Annotated in this window: 10 protein-coding genes; 2 read left to right on the top strand and 8 right to left on the bottom strand. The window is 72.1% G+C overall.

Annotated elements, in window-relative coordinates; genetic code table 11:
- Positions 1 to 118 precede the first annotated feature (118 nt).
- Both Sdagh_RS06715 and Sdagh_RS06710 read right to left on the bottom strand, forming a co-directional pair.
- Positions 119 to 1,324, bottom strand: a complete 1,206-nt coding sequence (locus Sdagh_RS06715) for a L,D-transpeptidase (protein ID WP_189414642.1) — start codon at positions 1,322 to 1,324, stop codon at positions 119 to 121.
- Positions 1,325 to 1,507: 183 nt separating this feature from the next.
- On the bottom strand, positions 1,508 to 2,536 hold the full coding sequence (locus Sdagh_RS06710; RefSeq protein WP_189414643.1) for a P1 family peptidase: 1,029 nt from the start codon (positions 2,534 to 2,536) through the stop codon (positions 1,508 to 1,510).
- A 39-nt stretch (positions 2,537 to 2,575) separates the two neighbouring features.
- Here Sdagh_RS06710 and Sdagh_RS06705 point away from each other — a divergent pair, with 39 nt between their 5' ends.
- Entirely contained in the window at positions 2,576 to 2,767 is a 192-nt protein-coding gene (locus Sdagh_RS06705) for a hypothetical protein (protein ID WP_189414644.1), read from the top strand.
- Between the two features lie 16 nt (positions 2,768 to 2,783).
- Here Sdagh_RS06705 and mscL read toward each other — a convergent pair whose 3' ends face one another.
- From mscL to Sdagh_RS06675, 6 genes are all read right to left on the bottom strand, one after another.
- Positions 2,784 to 3,257, bottom strand: a complete 474-nt coding sequence (mscL, locus tag Sdagh_RS06700; protein ID WP_189414645.1) for a large conductance mechanosensitive channel protein MscL — start codon at positions 3,255 to 3,257, stop codon at positions 2,784 to 2,786.
- Positions 3,258 to 3,368: 111 nt separating this feature from the next.
- A complete protein-coding gene (locus Sdagh_RS06695; protein ID WP_190076613.1) occupies positions 3,369 to 3,947 on the bottom strand; it encodes a hypothetical protein in 579 nt (192 codons plus the stop codon).
- A gap of 163 nt (positions 3,948 to 4,110) precedes the next feature.
- On the bottom strand, positions 4,111 to 4,953 hold the full coding sequence (locus tag Sdagh_RS06690; RefSeq protein WP_189414647.1) for an S-methyl-5'-thioadenosine phosphorylase: 843 nt from the start codon (positions 4,951 to 4,953) through the stop codon (positions 4,111 to 4,113).
- Positions 4,954 to 5,086: 133 nt separating this feature from the next.
- Positions 5,087 to 5,398, bottom strand: coding sequence for an FmdB family zinc ribbon protein (locus tag Sdagh_RS06685; RefSeq protein WP_189414648.1), 312 nt, complete (start codon positions 5,396 to 5,398; stop codon positions 5,087 to 5,089).
- A gap of 67 nt (positions 5,399 to 5,465) precedes the next feature.
- A complete protein-coding gene (locus tag Sdagh_RS06680; protein ID WP_226534761.1) occupies positions 5,466 to 6,782 on the bottom strand; it encodes an MFS transporter in 1,317 nt (438 codons plus the stop codon).
- 342 nt (positions 6,783 to 7,124) lie between these two features.
- On the bottom strand, positions 7,125 to 8,645 hold the full coding sequence (locus Sdagh_RS06675) for a potassium/proton antiporter (RefSeq protein ID WP_189414815.1): 1,521 nt from the start codon (positions 8,643 to 8,645) through the stop codon (positions 7,125 to 7,127).
- 315 nt (positions 8,646 to 8,960) lie between these two features.
- On the opposite strand from Sdagh_RS06675, the gene Sdagh_RS06670 reads away from it, so the two are divergent.
- A complete protein-coding gene (locus tag Sdagh_RS06670; protein WP_190076612.1) occupies positions 8,961 to 11,780 on the top strand; it encodes a penicillin acylase family protein in 2,820 nt (939 codons plus the stop codon).
- The last annotated feature ends 31 nt before the right edge of the window (positions 11,781 to 11,811 follow it).

The raw sequence follows: 11,811 nt of genomic DNA, 5'->3' as shown, positions 1-11,811 counted from the left end.
GACATCGTGTCCGGGAACCGAGAAAACGTCCGCATGAAAAACACGCGGCCCGCGCGAAAAGTTCCCGCACGGAGCCGCGTTCCCACAAAATCCGCTGTTCAAGCCGTACTTCCCGGGCTCAGACCGCACTTCCTGCGGTCCATTCGCTCCACGCCATGTTCCAGCCGTTGAGCCCGTTGCCGGGCGCGACCGTCCGGTCCGCCGAGTTCTTGACCACGACCACGTCACCGATCAGCGAGGTGTCGTAGAACCACTTGGCCTCGGTGTCGCCCCCCGCGCCCCGCACGTCGGCCATCCCCACGCAGCCGTGGCTGGTGCCCTGGCTGCCGAAGGGCGGATCGCCCTGGTCGTACCAGTAGTTGCCGTGCACGAAGGTGCCGGAGGTCGTCAGCCGCATCGCGTGCGGCACGTCCGGTATGTCGTACTCCCCGCCCAGCCCGACCGTCCGGCTGTTCATCCGGGTCTGCTCGGACTTCTCCGAGATCACCATCTGCCCGTTGTACGTGGTGTGTTCCGGGCTGCCCGCCGAGATCGGGACCGTCCGGACGGTGGCGCCGTCGCGCACGACCGTCATCGTCTGCGTCGCCGCGTCGACCGTGGAGACCTGGGAGCGGCCCACGGTGAAGGTGACCGTCTTCCGCTGTACCCCGACGATCCCCTCGGCGCCCTCGACACCGTCCAGGTCGATCTTCGCCGTCACCTTCGAGCCGGACTTCCAGTACTCCTCGGGCCGGAAGTCCAGCCGCTGCGCGTCGAACCAGTGCCCGACCACCTTCTGTCCGCTGCTGGAGGTGACCTCGATGTGCGACTGCACGGCCTTCTTGTCGGTGATCGCCTTGTCGAAGGTGAACGACACCGGCATCCCCACCCCGACCGTGGTGCCGCCGTCGGGCGTGTACGTCCCGATGAAGCTGTCCTCCTCGGAGACGGTGGTGAACGTCGAGCCGGCGGTGAGCTTCTCGCCGTTCGCCGCCTTCGCCGCCGCCGTGATCCGGTACGTCGTCCCCCGCTCCAACTGCTCCTTCGGCTTCCAGCTCGTCCCGTCCCCGGCGATGCCGCCCGGTACGGCCGCGCCCGTGTCGGCCGCCGTCATGCGCACCTCGGTCAGCGTGCCGTCGCTGACCTCGACACCGGTGGTGTTGATCGACGCGCCGGCCGAGCCGTCCTTCGCCGAGATGGTGATCTTCGCGCCCGCCCCCTTCGCGTCGGTGGTGGTGTCGGCGGTGGCGTCGCCGCCGCAGGCGGTGAGGGCGAGAGCGCCGGCCATCAGGAGGGCACCGGCCCCCAGCGCGCGCCGCAGCGTTGCTCTGTCCGGCGTTGTCACGGGCTGCTCCAGGTTCGTCGGAAGTACGCGATCCGTTCCACTACGGGGAAGGAGAGCGGTCACCGGGGCGCCCGGGTTCCCGCCGTTCCCCACGGGGGCCGGCGCGTGACAGAACCGCGACAGTGCGGCGGAACGGACGCGGCGGCGCCCGGGGTGCCGGGCGCGGGATCGCCGCGCGGCGCGTCACCCCTCGTACAACTCCCGGTACGACGGCCAGAACCCGCCCGGCCCGTCCACCGGCTCGGCCGCGCGCACCGCCCGGACGATCGCGCGCGTCACCATGTCCGCGCCGGCCGCCAGCAGTTCGTTCAGGGCGAGCGGCTGCGCGGCGTCGAGGGGGCGCTCGCCGGTCGCCATGGCGAAGACCGTGTCCCCGTCGTTGAGCAGGTGCACGGGGCGTACTGCGCGGGCGATGCCGTCGTGCGCGGTGCCGGCCAGCTTCTGCGCCTGTGCCTTGGACAGCTCGGCGTCGGTGGCGACGACGGCGAGCGTGGTGTTCAGCGGCGGCAGCGTGTTCCGCTCCGCCGCCTCCGCCAGGCGCCGCCGCGCCGCCCGGCACACCTCCTCCGCCGGCGCGGTCACCCGTCGGCCCGACATCAACTTCCCGTACAGCACCCCCGTTTCCGGGTCCGACGCCGATCCCGCCGCGTTGGCCACCACCAGGGCCGCCACCGTGAACCCCGACTCCACGACCGTGCTCGCGGTTCCGATCCCGCCCTTCAGCAGGCCGACCGCAGCCCCGGTGCCGGCGCCCACGCACCCCTCGGGCACCACCGCGCCCGGCGTGCTCGCCGCGGCGGCGGCCACCGCGGCGAGGCCGGTGGCCGCGTCCGGTCTCGCCCGGAAATCGCCCCCGCGCCCCAGGTCGAAGACGCAGGCGGCGGGCACCACCGGCACGACATGCCCGGGGTCGGGTCCGACGCGCACCCCGCGCCCCCGCTCCTCCAGCCAGGCCATCACGCCCGAGGCCGCGTCCAGGCCGTAGGCGCTGCCGCCGGTCAGGACCACCGCCTCCACCCGCTGCACCACGTTGCGCGGATCGAGGGCGTCCGTCTCCTTGGTGCCGGGTCCGCCGCCCCGCACGTCCACCGCGGTGACCGCGCCGCCCTCCGGGGCGAGCACGACCGTCGTCCCCGTCAGCCATCCGTCGCCGGTCCGCGTCGCGTGCCCGACCCGCAGGCCGGGGACGTCCGTCAATGCGTCGACTGTCATGACGCCAGTGTCGTGCAGCGGGCGCCGTACCCTGGGGGTATGAGCACCGTCCCCGATCCCGCGCCCCGGCCCGCGCCGCGCACGCCGAAGCCGAAGCTGGTCTTCGACGACCCGCTGGACCAGCAGTCCTCGGACGACACGGACCGCGGGTGGGGCGAGCGGCAGGGCGACGGGGACGCCGCCGCCGATCTCAAGCGCTTCCTCGACGAGAAGCCGCCGCACCACATCTGAGCGCGGACCGGCCGTGCTACCGGGGGTCGGTCCCGGAGCCGCGCTGGGCCAGCAGCGCGTCCCTGATCTCCTTCAGCACCTCCAGCTCGGTCACCTCGATGATCTCCTGCGTGCCCTCCTTGGCCTTGCGGCGGGCCTCCATCCGGGCCAGGTACTTCGACATCGGCAGGACCATCAGGAAGTAGACGACGGCCGCGGTGATCACGAAGCTGAGCGTCGCGCCGAGGACGGACCCCCACATGATCGGGATGCCGCTGGTGACCGTGCCGTCCTCCGCCACCTCGCACGGTGCCTTGAGACAGGAGCTGTAGTGCTCCAGGCTCTTGGTGCCGAAGGCTCCGACCAGGGGGTTGATGACGCCCTTCACCACCGAGTTCACGATGTTGGTGAAGGCGGCGCCGATGACGACCGCCACGGCCAGGTCGATGACGTTCCCGCGCATCAGAAAGGCCTTGAAGCCCTGCCAGACACTCGGCTTCTTCTCGCTCACCTCGGGCGCACTCCTCGCATGAACAGCTTGTGGAACAAAACGCTCCGCAACCTACGTCAGCGCCGGGCCGTGCTGTCCAATCGGTCCCTTCGGGCGGGTGACTCGGCGAACTCACCACAGGATCACCGCCAGCCGCGCCAGGGTCCCGGCTCCGACCAGCCGGGTCGCCGTGGCACGCGGCACCGAGAGCACGACCAGGGAGCCGCCCTCGCCGGCCGCCGCCGCGGTGCCCGGCACCTCGGCCACCCGAGCGCCCCGGGCGACGACGGAAGTCGCACCGCCCGCGCGGGCGTCCGTGCCGCCGGCCCCGGTCCCGGCCGCCACGACGTCGACGCGGTCGCCCGGCCGGAGCAGCCGTACCGTCTCCGCGTCGGCGATCCGCACCGGCGCCGAGACCAGCCGCGGGGCGGGGTGCCGCGCGGCCTGCGCGGTCACCGGGTGTCCCCGGACGCGCCGGTCGCCGTGGGCGGCGCCGCCCGGCTGCGGGCCCGCCGCCACCAGGGCCGCCGCCGTGACGGCCAGGCCGGCGGCCACGGCGCGCCGCCGGTGCCGTAGGAGCCGGTGCGTCCGGTGCCGCAGGCCGCGCACCCGCACCGGGGCGAAGTGCGGGACCTCACGGGTGGGCGGCGCGTCCGTGCCCGGCGGGCGGGGAGGCGCGGGGGAGCGGAGGGCGGAGGGGGCGTAGGACATGGCGGGCACCACCTGCGGCGAGGGAACGGCTTGCGGGCACCACGGTCCCGCCTCGCGCCGCCGCCCGCCGGAGCCTGTGGGTTACCGGCCGGTTGTGGACAACTTGCTCACCCGAAGGAGGCGTTCCGCGGCAGCCGGCCCGGAATCCGCTGCCTCGCCCCGTCTACGGCAGCGCGAACCCCGGCTCCATCCCGCCCAGCGCCCGTCCGCACGCGCAGTCCCGTTCGCCGTCCGCCGGCAGGGCGGCCACCGTGTCGAACAGGACGCCCCGCAGCCGGTCCACGTTGGCGGCGAAGACCCGCAGCACCTCGTCGTGCGAGACGCCCTCGCCGGACTCGGCGCCCGCGTCGAGGTCGGTGACGAGGGTCATGGAGGTGTAGCACAGCTCCAGTTCGCGGGCGAGGGCCGCCTCCGGGTGGCCGGTCATGCCCACCACCGACCAGCCCTGCGCCCGGTGCCAGAGCGATTCGGCGCGGGTTCCGAAGCGCGGCCCCTCGACGACGACGAGGGTGCCGCCGTCCACCGGCTCCCAGTCCCGTCCGCGCGCCGCCGTCAGCGCGGCGGCCCGCCCGGTGGGGCAGTACGGGTCGGCCAGTGACACATGGACGACGTTCGGCACGGTGCCGTCCGGGAGCGGCAGGCCGTCGAAGTACGTGGAGGGGCGTGACGTCGTCCGGTCGACGAACTGGTCGGGGACGAGCAGCGTGCCGGGCCCGTACTCGGGCCGCAGGCCGCCCACCGCGCACGGGCCGAGGACCTGGCGCACACCGGCCGAGCGGAGCGCCCAGAGGTTGGCCCGGTAGTTGATCCGGTGCGGCGGCAGGTGGTGCGAGCGTCCGTGCCGGGGGAGGAAGGCGACCCGCCGGCCGGCGACCTCACCGATGAAGAGGGAGTCGCTGGGCGGCCCGTACGGGGTCTCCACCTGGACCTCGGTCACGTCGTCGAGGAACGAGTAGAAACCGGACCCGCCGATCACGCCGATCTCGGCGTGCGCCTTGTTCACCATGCCCGCACCCTAGCCGCCGGTCCCGAGCCGGAGAACGGCCCCGGGGCCCGGGATACCGGCTCCCTGGCCCGGAAACGGCCGGAACCCCGCCGTCGGGTGCGACGGCGGGGCCAGGCGGCGACTGCGCGGAGCCTCAGGCGGCGGAGCTGCTGGACGAGGTGCTCGTGCCCGAGCTCTTCGAGTCCGAGGACGACTTCGTGCCCGAGGAGGACGAGGAGTCCGAGGACGACGACTTCGAGGACGACGCCGGAGAGCTGCTCGACGACGCGCCCCGGCTGTCATTGCGATAGAAGCCGGAGCCCTTGAAGACGATGCCGACGGCCGAGAAGACCTTCTTCAGGCGCCCGCCGCAGGCGGGGCACTCGGTGAGGGCGTCGTCGGTGAACTTCTGCACCGCCTCGAGGCCCTCGCCGCACTCGGTGCACTGGTACTGGTACGTCGGCACTGTCTTCCTCCTGGCACTCTCACTCGATGAGTGCTAACGACGCTCCATAGTGGCCTATTCCCGTGAATCAGTCCACTGCGGCGTGCTCGCGGTGACCCACGCCACGTGCCACGGTCCGTCCGTCCGGCCGTGCCGACAGCCGGGAACGCAGTGCCAGCAGGGTCACCAGGGCGAGCACCGTGCCGCCCATCGGCACCAGGAACCCGGCGCCCTCCCAGGCCCGGTCCTCCAGCTGTCCGGCGACCGTGACGGCCGCCGCCTGGCCGAGCGCGACGGCGCCGGTCAGCCAGGTGAACGCCTCGGTGCGGGCGCCGGCCGGGACCAGGGACTCGACCAGGGTGTAGCCGGTGATCAGCGCGGGCGCGATGCACATGCCGACGAGCAGCCCGAGCCCGGCCAGCAGCGGCACCGACTGCGCGGCCCACAGGCCGGAGGCGGTCACCGCGAGGGCGGTGTAGCCGGCCAGCAGGCGTCGCTGCGGGGCCGCCTTCCAGGCGACGGCGCCGCAGACCACGCCGGAGAGCATGTTGCCCGCGGCGAAGGTGCCGTACAGGACGCCGTTGAGGCCGGGTTCGCCGATCGCCTCGGTGAACGCGGCCAGCGCGACCTGCATGCCGCCGAAGACCGCGCCGATGCCGAGGAAGGCCACGGCCAGGACGCGCACGCCCGGGATGCGCAGCGCCGGCACGTGCTCCACGCGCGCGTGCCCGTCGGCGCGCGGGCCGACCTGCCCGGTGAGGTCCGCGCCGACCGGCGGCTGGGTGCGCTTCTGCGCGGCGAACAGCAGGCCGCCCAGCAGGGTGAGCGTCGCCTCCGTGACCAGGCCCGCCGCCGGGTGCAGGGCGGTGCACAGGGCGGTGGCGAGCAGCGGGCCGACGACGAAGGTCAGCTCGTCGGTGACGGACTCGAAGGCCGCCGCGGTGGACATCAGGGGCGAGTCCTTGAGCCGGACGCCCCAGCGGGCGCGGACCATGGGCCCGATCTGCGGCACCGAGGCGCCGGTGGGCACCGCCGCCGCGAACAGCGCCCACAGCGGCGCGTCCGCGAGCGCCAGGACCGTCAGGAGCAGGCCCGACGCCACGTGCGCCAGGACGCCGGGGACCAGGACCGCGCGCTGCCCGTAGCGGTCGGCGAGCCGGCCGCTGTAGGGGGCGAACAGGGCCATGGACACGCCGGTGACGGCCGCGGCGGCGCCCGCGGCGCCGTAGGAGCCGGTGGTGTGCTGGACGAGCAGGACGATGGAGATCGTCAGCATCGCGAAGGGCTGGCGGGCGGCGAACCCGGGGACCAGGAACGTCCAGGCGCCGCGGGTGCGCAGCAACTGCCCGTACCCCGGGCGCCGCGCCTTCTGCGTCGTCTTCGACTCGGTGACCGTGGGTGCCACGGCCCGTGCCTTTCCGCCGCCTGGTGGCGCGGCGGGCCCCCACCGGGGGCACGGGCGCCGAGAGCTGTCCTCTTGCGCGGACTGCGGTAGATACCGGAGCCGTCGTGAAAGGTGCAGCCCGGCCGCCATACGGTCGCGCCAGCTCTGCGTCAGGCAGAGTTGGTTCGATCAGGTGACCCGCCCATTGTATAGGGATTTCGTATACAGGACGGGCACCCCGAAACATCACGGAAACCGGCGCACATCACGGGCGTCGACGCACCCGGCCTCTCGCCCCGGGCACCCCTCACCGGACGACGTCCACCGGGCGACCTTCACCGGGCGACGTCCACCGGGCGACCGTCACCGGACGCCCTCACCGGCGTCCCCCTCCGCCCCGCCCGTCCCCAGCCAGTCCGCCAGCTTGCCGCCGCGCCCGACGGCGCGCAGGCGGCGTTCGGCGGCGTCCCGGACCGGGTCGGTGGCGACGACGAGGAGTTCGTCGCCGAGCCGCAGGACCGTCGAGGGCAGTGGCACGAAGGACGTGCCGTCGCGCACCACCAGGGTGACGGCGGCCCCGGCCGGCAGCCGCAGCTCGGCCACCTCCACGCCGCTCATCCTCGACCCCTCCGGGATGGCCACGGAGAGCAGGTGCCCGCGCAGCCGTTCCAGGGGCGCCGACTCGATGCCGAGGTCGGCCGCCCCGGAACCGCCGCCCAGCCGCAGCACGCGGGCCAGCCACGGCAGCGTCGGCCCCTGCACCAGGGTGTAGACGACGACCAGCACGAAGACGATGTTGAAGATCCGCCGGCTGCCCTCGACGCCCTCGACCATGGGAATGGTGGCCAGGATGATGGGCACCGCGCCGCGCAGCCCCGCCCAGGACATCAGCGTCTGCTCCTGCCAGGGCACCCGGAACGGCAGCAGGCACAGCACCACGCTCAGCGGCCGGGCCACCATGGTGAGCACCAGGCCGATGACGAGGGCGGGCAGGATGTCGTCGCCCAGTTCGTGCGGGGTGACCAGCAGACCGAGCAGGACGAACATGCCGATCTGGGCGATCCAGCCGAGCCCGTCGGCGAAGCCCCGGGTGGCCGGCCAGTGCGGCAGCCTGGCGTTTCCCATGACCATGGCGGCCAGGTAGACGGCGAGGAAGCCGCTGCCGTGCGCCATGGCGCCGGTGGCGTAGGCGGTGACGGCGATCGCCATGACGGCGATCGGGTAGAGGCCGGAGGCGGGCAGGGCGACGTGCCGGAGCCCCCAGGAGCCCAGCCAGCCCACCGCGAGCCCGATGGCCGCGCCGATGGCCAGCTCCAGGGCGATCTCGCCGATGAGGACGTACCAGTGCTCGACGGGGCCGGCCGTGGAGAAGGCGACCACCAGGATGACCACCGGGGCGTCGTTGAAGCCGGACTCGGCCTCCAGGGTGCCCGTTATGCGGGCGGGCAGGGGGATGCGGCGCAGGACCGAGAAGACCGCCGCCGCGTCCGTGGAGGACACCACCGCGCCGATGATCAGCGCCTGCCGCCACTCCAGCCCGGTCAGGTAGTGGGCGCCCGCCGCCGTGACGCCGACGCTCACCGCGACGCCGACGAGGGCCAGCGCGGAGGCGGCCGGCAGGGCGGGTTTCACCTCCTTCCACTTCGTGCCGAGGCCGCCTTCGGCCAGGATCACGACCAGGGCCGCGTAGCCGATGACCTGGGTCAGCGCGGCGCTGTCGAAATGGATGTCCCCGATGCCGTCCTGCCCCATGGCGACGCCGATGGCCAGGTAGACGAGGAGGCTGGGGAGCCCGCTGCGCGACGAGATGCGGACCGCCGCCACGGCGACGAGCAGGACGAGCGAGCAGACGAGCAGCAGCTGGTTGAGGTGGTGGACAGTCAGGGGCCGTTCCTTCCGGCAGGTGAAACGCGGTACACGAGGAGAGAGGAGGACAGAGGAGAACGGAGGACGAGGAGAACAGGGGGAATCGCCGCGCACGGGGCGAGCCGGGCAACTACTTCGTTACCTTACCTAACTCTTGACGTTTTCTTGACGCCGATCCTGGCATGATCGAACGTCCGTCCACGCCGGTTCCCGACTCCGCGTCAAGGCCGGGCGAGCCCTGCGCCTATGGTTGCTCCAGCGTTCACTCAGTAAGGAGCGCAGCAAGAAGCACAGCCCGCCCCTGCCGCTCGTGTTAGGACAGCAAGGACAGCGATGCCCCCCACCAACACCGCCTCTTCGGGTCACCGGCCCGCCAAGTCCGCGAGGAAGAAGGGGCGCAGAGCCAAACTGATGGTCCTCGTGCTGGTGCTGGCCCTCATCGGTGGCCTCGCCTACGGGGCGTACTGGACCGTCAGCACCGTTCGCGCGTCGTTCCCGCAGACCAAGGGATCGATCACGCTGGACGGCCTGTCGGGACCGGTCGACGTCAAGCGAGACTCCTACGGCATCCCGCAGATCTACGCGTCCTCCGACGAGGACCTGTTCATGGCGCAGGGCTACGTCCAGGCGCAGGACCGGTTCTACGAGATGGACGTGCGCCGTCACATGACCTCGGGACGCCTGTCGGAGATGTTCGGCAAGGGCCAGGTCGACAACGACGAGTTCCTGCGCACCCTCGGCTGGGACCGGGTGGCCGAGAAGGAGTACGAGGAGAAGCTCTCCGACTCGACGAAGAAGTACCTCCAGGCGTACTCCAAGGGCGTCAACGCCTACCTGAAGGGCAAGGACGGCGCGGACATCTCCCTGGAGTACGCCGCGCTGGGCTTCACCAACGACTACCGGCCGCAGCGGTGGACGCCGGTCGACTCGATCGCCTGGCTCAAGGCGATGGCCTGGGACCTGCGCGGCAACATGCAGGACGAGATCGACCGCGCCCTGATGACCAGCCGCCTGGGCCCGGAGCAGATCGCCGACCTGTACCCGGACTACCCGTACGACCGCAACAAGGCGATCGTCCAGGAAGGCCAGTACGACGAACTGACCGGCACCTTCCAGGGTGGCGACAGCGGTACGGGCGACAGCACCGGCACCGGCACCGGCACCGGTACAGGCACCGGCACCGGCACCGGTACAGGCACCGGCACCGGTACGGGTACGGGCACCTCCGGCGCGAGCGGCGGCGGCACCGTGCTGCAGAGCCAGCTCTCCGGCCTCCAGGACGTCCTGGACGACCTGCCCACCGCCGTCGGGGTGAACGGCGACGGCATCGGCTCCAACTCCTGGGTCGTCTCCGGCGCCCACACCATCACCGGCAAGCCGCTGCTGGCCAACGACCCGCACCTGTCGCCGTCGCTGCCCTCGGTCTGGTACCAGATGGGCCTGCACTGCCGGAGTGTCTCCGCCAAGTGCCAGTACGACGTCACCGGCTACACCTTCGCGGGCATGCCCGGCGTGATAATCGGCCACAACCAGGAGATCGCCTGGGGCCTGACCAACTCCGGCGTCGACGTCAGCGACCTCTACCTGGAGAAGATCACCGGCGACGGCTACCAGTACGACGGCAAGGTGGTCCCCTTCGAGACCCGCGAGGAGACCATCAAGGTCGCCGGCGGCTCCTCGAAGAAGATCGTCGTCCGCGAGACGAACAACGGGCCGCTGCTCTCCGACCGCGACAACGAACTGGTCAAGGTCGGCAAGAAGGCGAGCGTCGACGCCGCCGCGCCCGACCGCGGCGACGGCTACGGCGTCGCCCTGCGCTGGACCGCGCTGGAGGCCGGCACCACCATGGACGCCGTCTTCGAGATCGACCGCGCGAAGGACTGGAGCGACTTCCGGGCGGCGGCGTCGAAGTTCGACGTGCCCTCGCAGAACCTGGTCTACGCCGACACCGACGGCCACATCGGCTACACCCTGCCCGGACAGATCCCGGTCCGCGCCGACGGCCACGACGGCTCCCTGCCGGCACCCGGCTGGGACCCCGACTACCGCTGGACCGGCACGTACATCGAGGACGACGAGCTGCCCTACGAGTACGACCCCGACCGCGGCTACATCGTCACCGCCAACCAGGCCGTGGTCGACGCGGACGCGTACCCGTACACCCTGACCACGGACTGGGGCTACGGCACCCGCAGCCAGCGCATCACCTCCCTGATCGAGCAGAAGATCAAGGACGGCGGCAAGATCTCCACCGACGACATGCGCCAGATGCAGCTCGACAACAGCAGCGAGATCGCCAAGCTGCTGGTGCCCGCGCTGCTGAAGATCGACGTCAAGGACAAGGACGTCCGCGAGGCGCAGAAGCTGCTGGAGGGCTGGGACTACACCCAGGACGCCGACTCCGCCGCCGCCGCGTACTTCAACGCCACCTGGCGCAACATCGTCAAGCTGGCCTTCGGCAACAAGCTGCCCAAGGAACTGCGGGTCAAGGGCCAGTGCCTGTGGGTCGACCCGGTGAACACCACCGGGCCCGCCGACGAGACGCAGAAGGTCCGCGAGTGCGGCCAGCGCGAGGCGGACCAGGCCCAGCCGGACGGCGGCGACCGCTGGTTCGAGGTGGTCCGCACGCTGATGGACGACACCGACAGCGACTGGTGGACCACGCCCGCCTCGAACACCCGCGACGGCGCCGACCACAACCGCGACGACCTGTTCAAGCGCGCCATGGTCGAGGCCCGCTGGGAGCTGACCGCGAAGCTCGGCAAGGACATCGACACCTGGAGCTGGGGCCGGCTGCACCGCCTGTTCCTGAAGAACCAGACCCTGGGCACCGAGGGACCGGGCTTCGTGAAGTACGCCCTCAACCGGGGCCCCTGGGAGCTGAGCGGCGGCGAGGCCGCGGTCAACGCCACCGGGTGGAACGCGGCCGGCGGCTACGGGGTGCTCTGGGTGCCGTCCATGCGGATGGTGGTCAACCTCGGCGACCTCGACAAGTCCCGCTGGATCAACCTCAGCGGTGCCTCCGGCCACGCCTACAGCGCCCACTACACCGACCAGACCGAGAAGTGGGCCAAGGGCGAGCTGCTGCCCTGGTCCTTCACCGACAAGGCGGTCGACGAGAGCACGAGCGACACGCTGGTGCTCAAGCCCTGACACGGCACCGCCCGGCACGGAACGGCCTCCA

The organism is Streptomyces daghestanicus (genome assembly GCF_020521275.1).
In the GTDB taxonomy this organism is placed as follows: Bacteria; Actinomycetota; Actinomycetes; order Streptomycetales; family Streptomycetaceae; genus Streptomyces; species Streptomyces griseoviridis.
Note: the sequence above shows the minus strand (reverse complement) of the source record. Positions and strands in the feature narration are given on the sequence as shown.

Bases quoted from the DNA above. Each gene is read 5' to 3' on its own strand.
- Sdagh_RS06690 (WP_189414647.1), bottom strand. From the start codon at position 4,953: ATGGTGAACAAGGCGCACGCCGAGATCGGCGTGATCGGCGGGTCCGGT.
- Sdagh_RS06695 (WP_190076613.1), bottom strand. From the start codon at position 3,947: ATGTCCTACGCCCCCTCCGCCCTCCGCTCCCCCGCGCCTCCCCGCCCG.
- Sdagh_RS06710 (WP_189414643.1), bottom strand. From the start codon at position 2,536: ATGACAGTCGACGCATTGACGGACGTCCCCGGCCTGCGGGTCGGGCAC.
- Sdagh_RS06670 (WP_190076612.1), top strand. From the start codon at position 8,961: ATGCCCCCCACCAACACCGCCTCTTCGGGTCACCGGCCCGCCAAGTCC.
- Sdagh_RS06705 (WP_189414644.1), top strand. From the start codon at position 2,576: ATGAGCACCGTCCCCGATCCCGCGCCCCGGCCCGCGCCGCGCACGCCG.